Raw genomic sequence first — 15,451 nt, 5'->3', positions numbered from 1 at the left:
TTATGGAACCATAATGCAAATTCTCGCCGCGAAAGTGTGTATTATGGTTCCATAATGCGCGTCAGCGCAGGGAGTCCTGCCAGGCGGCGTGGAGGTCGGCGAAGTCGCCGCCGGAGGCCAGGAGCTCGGCGGGGGTGCCGTCCTGCACGATCCGGCCGCCGCCCATCACCAGCACCCGGTCGGCGATCGCGACCGTGGACAGGCGGTGGGCGATGATCAGCGCCGTCCGGTCCGCCAGCACCGTCTCCAGCGCGGCCTGCACCGCCCGCTCCGAGGGGATGTCCAGGCTCGACGTCGCCTCGTCGAGCAGCACCACCTCGGGATCGGCCAGCACGACCCGGGCCAGCGATACCAGCTGCCGCTGCCCGGCCGAGAGCCGCCCGCCGCGCTTGCGGACGTCCGTGTCGAGCCCCTCCGGCAGCGCGTGCACGAAGTCCGCCCCGACGGCGTCGACGGCCGCGGCGATCTCCGCGGGCGACGCTCCGGGCCGGCCCATGGCGACGTTGTCCGCCAACGAACCCGAGAACAGGAACGGCTCCTGCGTGACCATGACCAGCGCACGGCGCAGGTCCGCGTCGGCGAGCTCGCGCAGGTCCACGCCGTCGAGCAGCACCGAACCGGTGGCCGGGTCGTGGAACCGGGCGGCCAGCTTGGCGAGCGTGGTCTTGCCCGCCCCCGTCTCGCCGACCAGCGCGATCGTCTGCCCGGCCGGTACGGTCAGCGAGAACTCGGGCAGCACGAGCCGCTCGGGCGCCCGCGGGTAGGCGAAGGTGACCCGGTCGAAGGTCAGCTCGCCGCGCACCGACGCCGGCAGCGCACGCGGGTGCGCCGGCTCGGGCACCCCGATCGGCGTCTCCAGCACCGAGGCCAGCTTCTCCAGCGCCGCGGCGGCCGACTGGTAGGCGTTCATGAACTGGGCGAGCTGGTCGAGCGGGTCGTAGAAGCGCCGCAGGTAGAGCAGGAACGCGGTGAGCGCGCCCAGCTCGAGTGCCCCGGAGGTGACCCGCAGCGCGCCGAGCAGCAGCACCAGCGCGAGCGTCAGGTTGCCGACGGCCCGCACGCAGGCCACGAACCAGGACAGCGTGAGCAGGGCGTCGGCGTTGGCGTCGCGGTACCGGTCGTTGAGCTGCTCCATGATCGACTCGTTGCGCGCCTCGCGGCGGTAGGCCTGCACCGCGCGGATGCCGTTCATGGACTCGACGAACTGGACGATCACCCGCGCCACCCAGGTGCGGGTGAGCCGGTAGCTCGCCCGGGAGCGCCGCTGGAACCAGCGGGTGAGCAGGGCCAGCGGCACGAACCCGGCCAGCACGACGCCGGCGAGCACCGGATCGATCAGCAGGAGCAGGACGGTGATCCCGGCCAGCGAGAGCAGGGCGCCCAGCAGGCCGTCGAGCCCCTGCTGCAGGAGGTCGTCGATCGACTCCAGGTCGCTCGTCAGGCGGCTGATCAGCCGGCCCGAGGTGTACGACTCGTGCCACTCCAGGGCGAGCCGCTGGGCGTGCCGGAACACCCGCCGCCGCAGCTCCAGCAGCACGTCCTGGCCGAGCCGGCCGGACAACAGCAGGAACGCCGCCCGCAGGCCCGCCGACGCCAGCCCGCACGCCGCGTACCCGGCGACGGCCCACGCCAGCGGCGCCGGACGTCCGTCGAGCGCCGCGGGGACGCCGGTGTCCACGGCCAGCGCGACGAGCAGCGGCCCGGTCAGCATCACGGCGTTCTCGACGACCAGGATCAGCAGCGCGAGCGCGACGGCCCCGCGGCGGGGTCGCAGGAGGTCGGCGACGAGCAGGCGGGCGCTGCGGGCCAGCCGCAGCCCGGCCGCCCGGGTGACCTCCTCGCTGTCGTCCCCGACCCCGCGCCAGCCGAGATCGGTGGTGCCGGCGCTCATGCCGCCCCCACCCGGTCGGCGTCGGGGCTGCTGAGCAGGTCCCGGTAGGCCGCGTTCGTGGCCAGCAGCGCGCGGTGCGTGCCGACGGCGGCGACCCCGCCGCCCTGAAGCAGCGCGACCCGGTCGGCCAGCTGCACCGTCGACGGCCGGTGGGCCACCACCAGCGCCGTCACCCCGCCGAGCACGCTGCGCAGGGCCGCCTCCACCTCGGCCTCGGTGTGGACGTCGAGGGCCGAGAGGGGGTCGTCGAGCACGAGGACGGGCGGGCGGCCGAGCACGGCGCGGGCCAGCGCGAGCCGCTGCCGCTGCCCGCCGGACAGGGACAGGCCCTGCTCGCCGATCCGCGTGGCCAGGCCCCACGGCAGCGCCTCGACGAACCCGGCCGCACCGGCGACCCGCAGGGCCTCCCACACCTCCGCGTCGGTCGCGTCGGGCAGGCCGAGGGCCACGTTCTCCCGCACGCTCGCGGAGATCAGCACCGGGTCCTCGAAGGCCGTGGCGACGGCGGTGCGCAGGTCGGCGAGCCGCAGCCGCCGGACGTCGACGCCGTCGAGCAGCACCGCGCCGCCCGTGACGTCGGCGAGCCGGCCGACCAGCGAGGTCAGCACGGTCTTGCCCGAGCCGGTGGCGCCGACCAGGGCCATCGTCTCGCCCGGCTCGACGACGAGATCCACCCCGCGCAGCACGTCGGCGTCGGCGCCGTCGTGGCGGAACCGGACCCCGCGGAACTCGACGCGGCCGCGCACGGCGCCGAGGGCGACGGGGTCCGGCGGGTCGACGATCGCCGGCGCGACGTCGCGGACCTCCCAGTACCGTCGGGTCGCGGCGGCGGCGTTCCCGGCCTCGGTGAGCAGCCACCCGAGCGAGGCGATCGGCCAGTACAGGTAGGTCATGATCGTCACGGCCGCGACCAGGGTGCCGACGGTGAGCGCGCCCGTCGCCACGCCCCACGCACTGATCGCGAGGATGACCGTGATCGCGGCCTCGGGCAGCAGCACGAGCACGCACCACAGCGCCGCCTGCAGCCGCACCTTGCGCAGCTCGGTGCGGCGCAGGCCGCGCGCGCCGGTGACGAACCGGTCGGTGATCTGCCGGCCACGGCCCAGCGCGCGCAGCACCCGGACGCCGAGTGCGGACTCCTCGACGACGGTCGCGAGGTCGCCGTCCTGGTCCTGGGCCAGGCGCGCGACCACCGAGTAGCGGCGCTCGAGCCGCAGTGTCAGCACGACCAGCGGCACCGCGACGACGACCACCGCGACCCCGAGCAGCCAGGACAGGGCGCCGAGGATCGCGACGCCGACCAGCGCGGTGATCGTGTTGACGACGAGGAACACGCCGGCGAAGGCGAGGAAGCGGCGGATCGTGGAGAGGTCCTGCACCGCGCGGGACAGCAGCTGGCCGGAGGGCAAGCGGTCGTGGAAGGAGATCGGCAGCCGCTGCAGGTGCGCGTAGAGGTCCGCACGCATGTCGGCCTCGATGCGGGTGGTCGGGCGCGCGACGATCCGGCGGCGCACCAGCAGCAGGAGGGCCTCGACGAGGCCGAGCGCCAGGACGCCGCCGATCAGCCACGGAAGCGGGGAGAGGTCGCCGCGGGCGATCGGCCCGTCGACGATCCGGCGGGTGACCAGGGGGATCACCAGGGCGGCGAGGGTGGCGGCGAGCGCCGCGGCGCCGGAGCCGAGCAGCGCGCCGCGGTGCGGACGGACGTAGGGGGCGAGGCGGCGCAGCGCGGCCAGGGTCGCCGCGGGCCGGATCACGGCCCCGGACGGCTCGGTCGTGGGAGGGTCCTGCGCCTGCACGGTGTCGGGAGAGGCAGGCATGGTTTCGACCACGCTACGAAGTCGCCGGCGCCGGCGCATCCGAGTTGCGGCGGGTTCGCCGTGGGCTGAGCCGCGCGTGCCTGTGTCGATCACCACCCGACGGTGCGACCTGAACCGCGGTGGAGGTCAAGGGCGGGCCGGGCGGCGCGGGTGTCGACGGCGGTCCGGTGTAGTAGACCTGTGCGCAGGAGGGGTTTCCCCAGCGGAAGGACCAGCGTGGACCTGAAGATCGGTTACAAGGCCTCGGCGGAGCAGTTCGGGCCCCGTGACCTGGTGGAGTACGCGGTGCGGGCCGAGGCGGTGGGCCTGGACAGCGTGTGGGTGTCGGACCACTTCCTGCCGTGGCGGCACGAGGGCGGGCACGCGCCGTCGGCCCTGACGTGGATGGCGGCGGTGGGGGAGCGCACCCGCCGGGTGCAGATCGGCACGAGCGTGACCACGCCGACGTTCCGCTACAACCCCGCGGTGATGGCGCAGACCTTCGCCACCATGGCGCTGCTCTACGACAACCGGATCATCCTCGGCGCGGGCACCGGCGAGGCGCTCAACGAGATCGCGGTGTCGGGCATGGAGTGGCCGGAGTTCAAGGAGCGCTTCGCCCGGCTGCGCGAGGCGGTGCGGCTGATGCGCGCGCTGTGGACCGACACGAACGTCGACTTCGAGGGCGACTACTACACGCTCGTCAACGCGTCGATCTACGACCGGCCGGAGAAGCCGGTGCCGGTCTACATCGCCGCCGGCGGGCCGGTGGTGGCGCGCTACGCGGGCCGCTCCGGCGAGGGCTTCATCTGCACCTCGGGCAAGGGCATGGACCTCTACACCGAGAAGCTGATCCCGGCGGTCAAGGAGGGCGCGGAGAAGGAGTCGCGGTCCTTCGAGGACATCGACCGGACGATCGAGATCAAGCTCTCCTACGACCGGGACGCCGACGCGGCGCTCGAGAACACCCGCTTCTGGGCGCCGCTGTCGCTGACCGCCGAGCAGAAGCACACGGTGGACTCGGCGGAGGAGATGGAGCGGCTGGCCGACGAGCTGCCGATCGAGCAGGTCGCCAAGCGCTGGATCGTGGCGAGCGACCCGGACGAGGCCGTCGCGCAGATCAAGCCGTACCTCGACGCCGGGCTCAACCACCTCGTCGTCCACGGCCCCGGCCACGACCAGGAGCGGTTCCTCACCCAGTTCGCCGAGGACGTCGTGCCGAAGCTGCGTGCCCTGGCCTGACCGGCCGCGGTGTCGGGTGCCTCACCCGAGGCGATCGTTCCGTCCGGTCAGCGCTGACCGTTAGTCTGCCGGGGTCGACGGGGACGCGCCCCGGGTGAGGAGCGGTGGGATGAGCGGTGCGAGCGGGAGCCCGGTGGTGGCGCAGGACGGGCGCGTGCTGCGCTGCCGGGTGACGGCGGGCAAGGCCGGCGCGCTCGACGGCCCGGCGATGGCCGAGGTCGCCGAGGCGCTGCGCGGGCTCGGCACCCTCGAGGAGGCGGCCGAGCGGGGGATCGGCGCGGTCCGGCTCGCGCACGACGGCGGCAACTTCTGCGCGGGCGGGGACGTCCGCTCCTTCGCGGCCGCGGAGGACCGCGGCGCGTTCGTGCGCGAGGTCGCCGACCTGTTCCACGAGATGCTCGAGGCCTACGTCCGGTGCGCCGTCCCGACGGTGGCCGGCGTGCAGGGCTGGGCCGCGGGCGCGGGGATGAGCCTGGTGCTGGCCACGGACGTGGTCGTCGTCGGGACCTCCACGCGGATCCGGCCCGCCTACCCCGCGATCGGCTTCTCGCCCGACGGCGGGATGAGCTGGACGCTGCCGCGGATCGTCGGCCTCGGACGGGCCCGGCACATCCTGCTGTCCGACCAGGTGCTCACCGCCGAGGACATGCTGTCGCTGGGCATCGCGTCGGTGCTGGCCGACGACACCGAGCTGGCCGCCGAGGCCGAGGCGACGGCGTACCGGCTGGCCCAGGGCCCCACGGCGGCGCTCGGCCGGATCAAGCGGCTCCTCGCCGGGACGTTCGACCACGACCTGCGGACCCACCTCGACGCCGAGGCGGCGTCGATCTCCGCCAGCGCCGCCGGGCCGGAGGGGGCCGAGGGGCTCACCGCGTTCGGCGAGAAGCGGGCGCCCCGCTTCCACGGCTGACCGGCGCGGGTCACGCACCGAGCCTGTTTGCCGCGCGCGCGCCCGGGGGATACCAGGCGAGGCGACCGAATCCGGTGCGCCACCGTCGATCCCCGGGGGCACTCCGCTCGTGAACGTGCACGGCCCGCAGCGCGGCGTCCCGGCCGCACCGACCGCTGCACCGACCGCGCAGGGCGCGGCCGACCGGCGGCCGGTGCGAGCGGTTCCGGAGGAGCTGCGCATCGTCCGCACGGCCGTCGCCGACGAGCTCTCCGGCATCCGGACCGCCGTGTCCCGGTGGGGCCGGCGCGCGGGCCTGTCCGCCGACGTGCTCGTCGACCTGCTCCTCGCGGTGGGGGAGGCCGCGGCCAACGCCGTCGACCACGCCTACCGCGGCGGCCCGCCCGGTCCGGTGGAGGTCGACGTGCAGCTGCGCCGGCGCCGCTCCGGGAGCGTCGTCGCCGCGCGGATCTCCGACCAGGGGCGCTGGCGGCCGGCCACGGCGGGCGCGGTCCGCGACCGCGGCCGCGGACTGCCGATGATCCGGGCGCTGGCGGCGCACCTCGACGTCGTCGCGACGGGCCGGGGCACCGAGGTCTGCCTCGAGCTGGCCCTCCCGGACTGACCGGGCCCGGAAACGCCGGAACCCCGGCCGCGGGGCGACCGGGGTTCCGGGAGAAGCGGGACGAGCGGGCTCAGCGGCCGGGCACCGACCCGCCGGAGACCAGGCGACGCGGAGCACCGGGCGTGGCCGGGCGCGCGGCGCGCAGGCCCGGCAGGACCACGGCGGAGCGCTGCACCGGGCGACGGAACCCGCCCATCGAGGGCCGCATCGGCCACGCGCCGGCGAACGGGAACAGGCCCTCCAGGCCCGCGCTCTCCGGTCCGACGCTGGTGCGCAGCAGCTCCTGGAACGCGTCGTACTGGGCGACCGCCTCGACGACGTCGCCCTTCGCCAGCAGGGCCTCGATCAGGGCCCGGCGCGCGCTCTCCCGGCTGGGGGCGGCGGCCACGGCGATCTCCGCGATCTCCGCGGCGTCGGCGAAGAGGCCGGCCGCGGTCAGCTTGAGGGAGACCTCCTCCAGCGCGGCGAGCCGGAGCTGGCGGAAGCGTTCGCGCTCGACGGCGATCCACGGGGAGGTCCACGCGGGCAGGATGTCCTCGGACAGCAGGTCGACCGCGGGACGCTCGGTGAGGCGGCCGCCGCCGTTGAAGGCGCGGACCAGGAGCATCGCGTCGGACAGGTCGACCTCGACCTCGTCCGCCAGGGCGACCGGGTCGGCCTCGACGGCCGGGTCGCCCACGAGCAGGCCCGGTACGTCGATGCCGGTCAGCGCCTCCGCGAGCAGGCGGTGGGCGGCCTCGGCCGGCACGCCCGGCCAGAGGTCGGCGGCGAGGCCGGCGCGCGGCTGCGGCCGGCGGTGCACGGCCAGGTACGCGACGACGCGGCGGGAGTCCACACTCAACGGCACGGTGGTGCCGTCCGAGGTGAGACCGAACGATCCGAGCACCGTGATGCGGTGGCCCGGACACTCAGTGAGGGATCGGCGGTGACCGTCAGACATGGTTATCCCGACTTGTGGTGGTACTCGACTGATGACCCGTGGGCACGCCTCGTGGGTGGGCTCCGTGCCGCCGAACAGTGTTCTCCCGACGACCCGGATTGCCAAGAGGCTGTTTCGTCACAGTTACGATCTGCACGTACCTAATTGACAAACCGCAGGTACAGCCGTAGTGGTGACGTCCGGGGCGATCTTAACGCAGCCCTCGGGACACGGCCGGGGGACCCCCGGCGGGCCGATCACGGGGTCGCGTGCAGCCGGACGTGTGTTCCCCTGCGGTCCTGCCACACGTGCAACAGGTCGCACAGCTGCCGCGCGATCCACACCCCGCGCCCGCGCGGCTCCGCGGGGTGCGGCGCGGTCAGGCCGGGCAGCGGTTCGTCGAGGTCGCCGGTGTCGTGCACCTCGCAGACCAGGCCGCCCGCCGTGGCCCACAACTGGATCTCCGCCTGCGGTGCCCCGTGCTCGACGGCGTTGGTGGCGATCTCGTTCACGGCCAGCACCAGGTCCTCGGACCGGACCGGGTCGAAGCCGAGGGCGGGGGCGAGCCGCGCGACCATGCGGCGGACCTCGTGCAGCTGCCAGGAGTTGTACCGGTAGGTGAGGTCCGGCGGGCCCAGGACCAGCGGCGCGGCGCGCTCCCGCCCGCGCAGCACCTCCAACGGACAGCGGTGCTCGGGGTTGTGCCGCAGCCCGCCGTCGTCGAGCACGTACGGGTGGTTGGCCCGGGCGCCCTCGAGCACCTCGAGGTGCAGCGGCCAGGCCGGGTAGAGGCAGACGAGGTCCACCGGCAGGTCGGCCAGCGAGACGTTGAGCGCGGCGTCGAGCTCGGTCCAGTACCCGCCGTCGACGCCGTCGTGCGCCGGGTCGTGCCCGCACAGCACGGTGACGCCGGGGTCGCTCTGCACGAGCGAGCGCAGCTCCCGCGCCCAGGTCGCGGCCGTGGTCTGCCCCGAGCCGCCGGACGCGCCGAAGGGCGCCGTCAACGCGACGACGCCGGCGTGCCCGACCGCGTCGAACACCGCCTTCTCGACGGTGGGCGGTACGGCCACGGCGAGCTGCTCGCCGCGACGGACGGTGGCCCGGGCGAACGCGACGGCCCGCGTGAGCTGGTCCTCCGGTCCGTCGTGGAACTCCACGGCGTGCCGCAGCCGGGTGTGCGCGGGGACGCGGGACTCGACCTTCATCCCGCCGCCCCCTCGGTGGCGCGCTCGCGCCGGGGGTCCTCGTCGACGGCGTCGGACGCGTCGGTCTCGTCGGTGTCGTCGGGCGCGTCCTGCTCCGGCCGTGACCCGTTCCCCGCCCCCTCGAGCGGCGCCCCGGCGAGCCGCCGCTCGCGCGGACCGTGCGGCCCGTCCGCCGGCTCGGGCAGCCGGGCCGGGGGCCGGCGGGCCTCGCGGACCAGCAGCTGGGTGGCGAACGGCGCCCCGCACCGGTCGAGCACCCGCTGGACGCCGGGGCGGACGTCGCCGAGCACCAGCCGGTGGCTGCTCGGGAACTCCTCGGCCGCGTGCACCAGGGCGACCGCGCCGGCGACGTCGATGAACCGCAACGAGGCCAGGTTGAGCTCGATGTCCGTGGGCGCGTCGGCCGAGCGCAGCGCCCGGTCCAGCGTGTCGGTGATCAGCTTGTGGATCACCGGGCGGTTGCTGTGGTCGGCCTCGCCGGCGAGCCGCACGGCGGTGACGCCGGTCTGGGTGATCCGCAGCAGGCCGTCGTCGTAGGCGGCGGGGGCGGTGAGCTCCTCGCGGTGCGCCACGCGCATCCGCTCGATCTGTTCCTGCGTGTAGTGCCCGTGGTCGTAGAGGCACAGCGCGGCGAGCCGCCGCTCGCGGACGACGTCGTCCAGCGCCGCGTCGTAGGCCGTCATCGGGATGCCCGCGGGGGCGTCGGCGCCGTAGCTCATCTGCCCGGTCATGCGGAAGCCGGACCAGCCCTGGGCGACGGAGCCGTCGACATAGGAGTGCAGCAGGGCGCGCACGTCGGCGACGGGGGAGCGGAAGGCGCCGCGGGTGACGTCGGCGGGCACGACCTGCAGCTGGCCGCTCCGGAGCGTGGCGGCGACCGGCATCCGGTCCTCGGTCAGCCGGTCGAGGACCCGCTCGGAGGTGCCGTCGTCGAAGTAGACGACCTTCTCGTTGCGGCGGAGGCCGCCGGACAGGAAACGGGCCGTGAGCTCCCAGAGCTGCTCGTCGCTGACCGGAACGGCGCAGGCGTGGTCGCCGGACGCCAGATCCTCTGCCGCTCGCACGCTCATGTCTCTCGCTCGCTGCTCGTGACCAGATCACCACCCTACGGGCGCCACAGGGGGTCACCCGTCACACGGCCGGGGGTACCCGCGCCGAAGCGACACGACACCGCGACGAGCGGTGGGTCCGACGGTCGTGATCAGGGGACCAGCGGCGGGACCTGCGCGGCGACCAGGTGGGGGCCGGGTTCGGCCGCTGCCCGGCGGAGCGCGTCGGCCAGCTCCTCGGCCGTCGTCGCCCGCACCGCGGGCACCCCCATCCCGGTGGCGAGGGCGACGAAGTCCAGCCGGGGCGAGCCGAGGTCGAGCAGCGAGCGCGCGGGGGAGTCCGCGGGCAGGGACGCGCCGACCCCGAGCAGCTCGCCGCGCAGGATCGCGTAGGCGCCGTTGTCGTAGACGACGGTGGTGACGTCGAGGTTCTCCCGCGCGTGGGTCCAGAGTGCCGAGATCGTGTACATCGCGCTCCCGTCGGCCTGCAGGCACCAGACGGGCCGGTCGGGGCAGGCGACCGCCGCGCCCGTGGCCGCGGGGAGGCCGAACCCGATCGCCCCGCCGGTGAGGGTGAGCCAGTCGTGCCGGGCCGACCCGGCGGTGGCCTGCGGCAGGCTCGCGCCGGAGGTGACCGACTCGTCGACCACGATCGCGCCCTCGGGCAGCAGGGCACCGACGACCTCGGCCGCGGTCTGCACCGTCAGCGGGCCGGTCGGCAGCGCGGGCGGGGCGAACCCGGCACGCGCCACGTCGGTGACGCCGGCGGCGACCAGGTCGGCCAGCGCCTCGAGGGCGACGGAGCCGGCGGCCCCGATCTCGGTGACGCGGTGCACGGTGGCGCCCTCCGGCACCAGATCGCCCTGCTTGCCCGGGTAGCCGAAGAAGGTGACGGGGGAGGCGGCGCCGGCGAGCACGAGGTGCGTCGTGCCCTCGAGCTGCTTCCGCGCGACGTCGCCGGGGTAGGCGAGCCGGGAGATCGGCGGGACGCCCGCGCCGCGCTCCAGCCGCGTCGGGAAGCACTCGGCGAGCACCCGGGCCCCGGTCGCGACCGCGATCCGGTGCGCCGCCACGAGCCCGCGCTCCCGCAGGCCCGTGCCGCCGACGAGCAGGGTGCAGGGCTCGCCGGACCAGAGCGCCTTGGCGGCGGACTCCAGGCCGTCGGCGTCGAGGGCCCCGCGGCCCGGGGCGGCCGGCGGCGCGAGGGTTCCGGGCTCGAGCCCCGCGGCCGAGGTCCAGGCCACGTCGGCGGGGACGAGGAGGGTGGAGATGGCGGGCGGCGGCCCGCAGGCCGCGGCCACGGCGTCGGCCGTGTCCCGGCCCAGGTCCGCGGTCGACAGGCTGCGGTGCACCCGCGCCGAGACCGTGCCGGCCAGCGCGTCGACGTCCGACTCGAGCGGGGCGTCGAGCGGCTTGTGGTCCAGCGCGTGGTCGCCGACGACGTTGACCACCGGCGTGCCGGCCCGCCGCGCGTTGTGCAGGTTGGCGGTGCCGTTGGCCAGGCCGGGCCCGAGGTGCAGCAGGGTGGCCGCCGGCTTGTCCGCCATCCGGGCGTAGCCGTCCGCGGCGCCGGTCGCCACGCCCTCGAACAGGGTCAGGACCGCGCGCATGCGGGGCTCGGCATCGAGCGCCGCGACCAGGTGCATCTCGGACGTGCCGGGGTTGGCGAAGCAGACGTCGACGCCGGCGTCGACCAGGGTGCGCAGCAGCACCTGCGCGCCGGTGGTCTCGGCTGCGGGCTCGGGTCCTGTCTCGGGTCCTGCCATGCCGCGACGCTACCCGGCGGTGGTCACCGCCACCTCGGTGTGCGGGTTCCCCTTGATCGTCTGCAGCACCACGCAGTACCGCTCGGTGAGCTTGACCAGGCTCGCGACCTGCTCCTCGTCGGCCGTGGTGTCCAGCGCGAAGGACAGCCGGACGTCCCGGAACCCGACCGGGGCCTCCTTGTCCACGCCGAGCGTGCCGCGGAAGTCCAGGTCGCCCTCCGCGCGCACGGTGCCGGACACCTCCAGGCCCATCGACGTCGCCACGGCCCGCAGGGTCACCCCGGCGCAGGCGACCAGGGCCTCGAGGAGCATGTCGCCGGAGCAGAGCTGGGTGCCGTCGCCGCCGGTCGCGGGGTGCAGGCCGGCCTCGGCCAGCGCGGTCGCGGTGCGCACGCGGCAGGCCACGCCCGTGCCGTCGAGCTCCCCGTCCGCGTGCAACGTGACCACGGCGGACCCCGGGTCCTCCCGGTACTGCTTCTTCAGCGGGCCCTGCACGTCCCGCAGCTGGGTGGCGTCCATGGGAGCCATCGTCGCCCGGGGACGGGCCGATCTCCACCGGTACCCTCCCCGTCGTGACAGGGGTGATCCGGCAGGAGCGGGTGCTCACCGTCCCCAACCTGCTCAGCGTGCTGCGGCTGGCCGGGGTCCCGCTGTTCCTGTGGCTGCTGCTCGGCCCGCGGGCGGACGGCTGGGCGATCCTCGTGCTCGCCGTCGGCGGGATCACCGACTGGGCCGACGGGAAGCTCGCCCGGCTGCTGGACCAGTACTCGCGGCTCGGCGAGCTCCTCGACCCCGCCGTGGATCGGCTCTACATCCTCTCGGCGTTGGTCGCGCTGGGTGTCCGGGACATCGTGCCGTGGTGGGTCGTCGCCGTGCTCGTGGCCCGCGACCTCGTCCTGGGGCTGTGCGTGTCCGTGCTGCGGCGCAACGGCTACGGCCCGTTCCCGGTGATCTACCTGGGCAAGGCGGCGACGTTCCTGCTGCTCTATGCCTTCCCGATCCTGCTGCTGGGCACCCGGGCGGGGTTCTGGGGCGAGCTCGCGCGGCCGTTCGGGTACGCCTTCGCGGCCTGGGGCGTGGCGCTCTACCTGTGGTCCGGCCTGCTGTACTTCGCCCAGTTCGTCCTGGCGATGCGCGCGGGACCGGTCCGCTCAGAGGACCCGCGGCCCGAGGTCTAGGCTGCGCAGCGTGACTGCCGAGCAGACCGCCACGCCGGACGACCTGCGGTACACCGAGGCCCACGAGTGGGTCCGGGTCCTCGACGGGAACCGGGTGCGGGTCGGGGTCACCGACCACGCGCAGGAGCAGCTCGGCGACGTCGTGTTCGTGCAGCTCCCCGCGGTGGGGGACAGCTTCGCCCAGGGCGACGCGCTCGGCGAGGTCGAGTCGACCAAGTCCGTCTCGGACATCTACGCCCCGCTCGCGGGCGAGGTCGTCGCCGTCAACCAGGCCCTGGAGGACAGCCCGGAGCTGATCAACTCCGCGGCCTACGGGGACGGCTGGATCGTCGAGCTGGAGCTCGGCGAGGGCGCCGCTGACGCCGTCGCGGAGCTGCTCGACGCGGCCGCCTACCGGCAGCTCGTCGAGGGCGCCTAGCGCCGTCCCCCGGCCCCCGCGCACGGCCCCGGCACGATAGGTTCGGCGGGTCGTGCCGAGGCGGCCCGCACGACAGCAAGCCCCTGCGGCGCCCTCAGCGGCGCGGCCGGGACCGCACCACGCAGGAGGAGACCCCGAGGTGACCACGAACGACGGGCCCGGCGTTCCGCCGGAGCGTTCCCCGGAGACCACGTCGGTCTTCCGGGCGGACTTCCTGGCCGACGTCGAGCCGCCCGCCCAGGAGCAGCCGGTCTCGGGCGTCGACGCGCTGCCCCCCGGCTCCGCCCTGCTGGTGGTGCGCCGCGGCCCGAACGCCGGGTCGCGCTTCCTGCTGGACCGGCCGACCACGAGCGCGGGCCGGCACCCGGACAGCGACATCTTCCTCGACGACGTCACGGTCTCCCGGCGGCACGCGGAGTTCCGGCGCGACTCGGGCGAGTTCGTCGTCGTCGACGTCGGCAGCCTCAACGGGACCTACGTCAACCGGGAGCCGGTCGACACGGCCGTCCTCGCCAACGGCGACGAGGTCCAGATCGGCAAGTTCCGGCTCGTCTTCCTCACCGGGCCGGAGCCCGGGGCGGAGGGCTGACCGGGCGCGGGGGCGTTGCGGGGCGGAAAAGTCCGCGCCGACGCCCGTCCGGAGGCGCGCGAAGCACGGGTCGCGCGTGTAGCGTCGAGGATGTCGGACCCCAGGGTGAGGAGGCGGGCGCATGAGCGAGATGCGCGTCGTGGGAGTCAGGGTCGAACTGCCCGCCAACCAGCCCATCCTCCTGTTGCGGGAGACGCAGGGCGACCGCTACCTGCCGATCTGGATCGGCTCGGTGGAGGCCACCGCGATCGCGCTGGAGCAGCAGGGGGTCAAGCCCGCCCGTCCGCTGACCCACGACCTGCTCAAGGACGTGATCGGCGCGCTCGGGCGGCGGCTGGAACAGGTGCGGATCACCGATCTCCAGGAGGGCACGTTCTACGCCGAGCTGATCTTCGACGGCGGGATCACCGTGTCCGCGCGGCCGAGTGACTCGGTGGCGCTCGCGCTCCGCATCGGGGTGCCGATCCACGCCGACGAGAGCGTGCTCTCCGAGGCCGGGCTGGTCATCCCGGACGAGCAGGAGGACGAGGTCGAGAAGTTCCGCGAGTTCCTCGACTCCGTCTCCCCGGAGGACTTCCGGGGCGCCCAGCCGGGCTGATCCCGAAACCGTGCGAAGGTCGATCGGGAGGCCGGCGTGATCGTCGCTCCCGGTCGTCGGAAGGGCCCCGGTGGGGCGTCCACCCCGTCCGGGGATGCGGCCGATCGCCGACACGCCCGGGTGAGCAGGGCGTGCGGCGGCGTGGCGCGTTGACCGTCGGCGTCCGCGCGCTTACCGTCGGCTCCGTCAACAGGTGAGTGGTCGTCGGGACAGGAGGTCCCGACCGGCGGAGGGAGTGCCGTGGACGGGTCGTCGTCGTCCGACGGGCCCGAGCAGGGCGAGCTCTTCCCGGACCCGCTGGTCGGAGAAGGCCTCGACGGCCTGCCGGACCAGCTCGTCGGGTTCCGTGGCCCCACCGCCTGCCAGGTCGTGGGCATCACCTACCGGCAGCTGGACTACTGGGCCCGCACCGGGCTCGTCGTCCCGTCGATCCGCGGGGCCGCCGGCTCCGGGTCGCAGCGCCTCTACTCGTTCAAGGACGTCCTGGTCCTCAAGGTCGTCAAGCGGCTGCTCGACGCCGGGGTGTCCCTCCAGAACATCCGGGTCGCCGTCGAGCACCTGCGCCGGCGGGGGATAAGAGATCTGGCGCAGATCACCCTCTTCTCGGACGGCACCACGGTGTACGAGTGCACCTCGCCCGAGGAGGTCGTCGATCTGCTGCAGGGCGGCCAGGGCGTGTTCGGGATCGCGGTCTCCGGCGCGATGCGCGAGATCAGCGGCTCGATCAAGGACTTCCCGGTCGAGCGTGCGGACGGCGGTTCGGTCGACGAGGCCCCGGAGGACGAGCTCTCCCGACGCCGCGCCCGCCGCGCCATCAGCTGAGGCCTCGGGCGCGGCTCCCTGAGCCACCCCACCCGCCCTTCTCCTCCGCCGAGATGAACATCAGGTTGTTCTGAGGTCGTGAACCGCCCTGAGGTTCATCTCGACCGGCGGGAGCTGCACCCTCAGGCGGCGGGGCGGAAGGGGTCGTGTTCGGCGAGGAGCTTCTCCAGCCGCGCCTGGTCCACCCGGTTGACGACGGTGAGGCGCTCCTGCTTGTCCCGCACCGTCTTGGCGAGGGTGAAGGCCGAGGTCGTCACGTAGAGGACGGACACGGCGAGGAAGGCGCGCACCCAGGGGTCGGCGGGCAGGTAGAGCACGCCGACCGTCACGGCGGCGAGCGAGACGACGAACGACGCCACCGCCTGCAGGTGGAACGCCGCGGTGGTCGAGGGGACGGGGTCGGGGCTGCGGTCCGAGCTGCTCATGCGGCGAGTCTGGCGGTGATCCCGGCCCGGTTCCTC

At 74.6% G+C, this 15,451-nt stretch carries 16 protein-coding genes; 8 read left to right on the top strand and 8 right to left on the bottom strand.

Features of this window, described 5'->3' with window-relative positions; all coding sequences use genetic code 11:
- Window positions 1–61: 61 nt before the first annotated feature.
- Both PKE99_RS11365 and PKE99_RS11360 read right to left on the bottom strand, forming a co-directional pair.
- Window positions 62–1,891 (bottom strand): ABC transporter ATP-binding protein, encoded by a 1,830-nt coding sequence (locus tag PKE99_RS11365; protein WP_037038985.1) that lies wholly within the window; start codon window positions 1,889–1,891, stop codon window positions 62–64.
- On the bottom strand, window positions 1,888–3,711 hold the full coding sequence (locus tag PKE99_RS11360) for an ABC transporter ATP-binding protein (protein WP_037038983.1): 1,824 nt from the start codon (window positions 3,709–3,711) through the stop codon (window positions 1,888–1,890). The genes PKE99_RS11365 and PKE99_RS11360 overlap by 4 nt, the downstream gene beginning before the upstream one ends.
- Before the next feature lie 216 nt (window positions 3,712–3,927).
- Here PKE99_RS11360 and fgd point away from each other — a divergent pair, with 216 nt between their 5' ends.
- From fgd to PKE99_RS11345, 3 genes are all read left to right on the top strand, one after another.
- Window positions 3,928–4,932, top strand: a complete 1,005-nt coding sequence (fgd, locus tag PKE99_RS11355; protein ID WP_037038981.1) for a glucose-6-phosphate dehydrogenase (coenzyme-F420) — start codon at window positions 3,928–3,930, stop codon at window positions 4,930–4,932.
- 109 nt (window positions 4,933–5,041) lie between these two features.
- Complete coding sequence (locus PKE99_RS11350; RefSeq protein ID WP_037038979.1) at window positions 5,042–5,842, top strand: enoyl-CoA hydratase/isomerase family protein; 801 nt, start codon at window positions 5,042–5,044, stop codon at window positions 5,840–5,842.
- Between the two features lie 109 nt (window positions 5,843–5,951).
- Entirely contained in the window at window positions 5,952–6,446 is a 495-nt protein-coding gene (locus tag PKE99_RS11345; protein WP_051736541.1) for an ATP-binding protein, read from the top strand.
- Between the two features lie 70 nt (window positions 6,447–6,516).
- On the opposite strand, the gene PKE99_RS11340 is transcribed toward PKE99_RS11345, so the two are convergent.
- From PKE99_RS11340 to PKE99_RS11320, 5 genes are all read right to left on the bottom strand, one after another.
- Window positions 6,517–7,332: an AfsR/SARP family transcriptional regulator gene (locus tag PKE99_RS11340; RefSeq protein ID WP_051736540.1), complete on the bottom strand. Its 816-nt coding sequence runs from the start codon at window positions 7,330–7,332 to the stop codon at window positions 6,517–6,519.
- 290 nt (window positions 7,333–7,622) lie between these two features.
- The gene (locus PKE99_RS11335; protein WP_051736539.1) at window positions 7,623–8,570 is read right to left on the bottom strand and encodes an ATP-binding protein; all 948 of its coding nucleotides are present in this window, start codon (window positions 8,568–8,570) and stop codon (window positions 7,623–7,625) included.
- Window positions 8,567–9,640 carry an MEDS domain-containing protein gene (locus PKE99_RS11330; protein WP_063739602.1) on the bottom strand — a complete coding sequence of 358 codons (1,074 nt, stop codon included), beginning with the start codon at window positions 9,638–9,640 and terminating at the stop codon, window positions 8,567–8,569. Before PKE99_RS11330 ends, PKE99_RS11335 begins: the two co-directional genes overlap by 4 nt.
- 131 nt (window positions 9,641–9,771) lie before the next feature.
- Entirely contained in the window at window positions 9,772–11,385 is a 1,614-nt protein-coding gene (locus PKE99_RS11325; protein ID WP_051736538.1) for an acetolactate synthase large subunit, read from the bottom strand.
- A 9-nt stretch (window positions 11,386–11,394) separates the two neighbouring features.
- A complete protein-coding gene (locus PKE99_RS11320) occupies window positions 11,395–11,904 on the bottom strand; it encodes an OsmC family protein (protein ID WP_037038976.1) in 510 nt (169 codons plus the stop codon).
- Between the two features lie 53 nt (window positions 11,905–11,957).
- On the opposite strand from PKE99_RS11320, the gene clsA reads away from it, so the two are divergent.
- The 5 genes from clsA (at window position 11,958) to PKE99_RS11295 (ending at window position 14,990) form a co-directional block, all read left to right on the top strand.
- The gene (gene clsA, locus PKE99_RS11315; RefSeq protein ID WP_156066940.1) at window positions 11,958–12,563 is read left to right on the top strand and encodes a cardiolipin synthase ClsA; all 606 of its coding nucleotides are present in this window, start codon (window positions 11,958–11,960) and stop codon (window positions 12,561–12,563) included.
- A 10-nt stretch (window positions 12,564–12,573) separates the two neighbouring features.
- Window positions 12,574–12,981: a glycine cleavage system protein GcvH gene (gcvH, locus tag PKE99_RS11310; RefSeq protein WP_037038973.1), complete on the top strand. Its 408-nt coding sequence runs from the start codon at window positions 12,574–12,576 to the stop codon at window positions 12,979–12,981.
- Between the two features lie 139 nt (window positions 12,982–13,120).
- Window positions 13,121–13,570, top strand: a complete 450-nt coding sequence (garA, locus tag PKE99_RS11305) for a glycogen accumulation regulator GarA (RefSeq protein ID WP_037038971.1) — start codon at window positions 13,121–13,123, stop codon at window positions 13,568–13,570.
- A 121-nt stretch (window positions 13,571–13,691) separates the two neighbouring features.
- A complete protein-coding gene (locus PKE99_RS11300) occupies window positions 13,692–14,168 on the top strand; it encodes a bifunctional nuclease family protein (RefSeq protein WP_037038968.1) in 477 nt (158 codons plus the stop codon).
- A gap of 240 nt (window positions 14,169–14,408) precedes the next feature.
- A complete protein-coding gene (locus tag PKE99_RS11295; protein WP_037038967.1) occupies window positions 14,409–14,990 on the top strand; it encodes a MerR family transcriptional regulator in 582 nt (193 codons plus the stop codon).
- Window positions 14,991–15,112: 122 nt separating this feature from the next.
- On the opposite strand, the gene PKE99_RS11290 is transcribed toward PKE99_RS11295, so the two are convergent.
- Window positions 15,113–15,415, bottom strand: coding sequence for a YiaA/YiaB family inner membrane protein (locus PKE99_RS11290; protein WP_037038966.1), 303 nt, complete (start codon window positions 15,413–15,415; stop codon window positions 15,113–15,115).
- Between the last annotated feature and the right edge of the window lie 36 nt (window positions 15,416–15,451).

It is taken from the genome of Pseudonocardia halophobica (genome assembly GCF_027922425.1).
GTDB lineage: Bacteria > Actinomycetota > Actinomycetes > Mycobacteriales > Pseudonocardiaceae > Pseudonocardia > Pseudonocardia halophobica.
The sequence above is the reverse complement of the archived record's forward strand: the minus strand, read 5'-3'. Positions and strand labels throughout refer to the sequence as shown.

Bases quoted from the DNA above. Each gene is read 5' to 3' on its own strand.
- PKE99_RS11325 (WP_051736538.1), bottom strand. From the start codon at position 11,385: ATGGCAGGACCCGAGACAGGACCCGAGCCCGCAGCCGAGACCACCGGC.
- PKE99_RS11320 (WP_037038976.1), bottom strand. From the start codon at position 11,904: ATGGACGCCACCCAGCTGCGGGACGTGCAGGGCCCGCTGAAGAAGCAG.
- PKE99_RS11335 (WP_051736539.1), bottom strand. From the start codon at position 8,570: ATGAAGGTCGAGTCCCGCGTCCCCGCGCACACCCGGCTGCGGCACGCC.
- PKE99_RS11350 (WP_037038979.1), top strand. From the start codon at position 5,042: ATGAGCGGTGCGAGCGGGAGCCCGGTGGTGGCGCAGGACGGGCGCGTG.
- PKE99_RS11300 (WP_037038968.1), top strand. From the start codon at position 13,692: ATGAGCGAGATGCGCGTCGTGGGAGTCAGGGTCGAACTGCCCGCCAAC.
- PKE99_RS11290 (WP_037038966.1), bottom strand. From the start codon at position 15,415: ATGAGCAGCTCGGACCGCAGCCCCGACCCCGTCCCCTCGACCACCGCG.
- PKE99_RS11360 (WP_037038983.1), bottom strand. From the start codon at position 3,711: ATGCCTGCCTCTCCCGACACCGTGCAGGCGCAGGACCCTCCCACGACC.
- PKE99_RS11330 (WP_063739602.1), bottom strand. From the start codon at position 9,640: ATGAGCGTGCGAGCGGCAGAGGATCTGGCGTCCGGCGACCACGCCTGC.
- PKE99_RS11365 (WP_037038985.1), bottom strand. From the start codon at position 1,891: ATGAGCGCCGGCACCACCGATCTCGGCTGGCGCGGGGTCGGGGACGAC.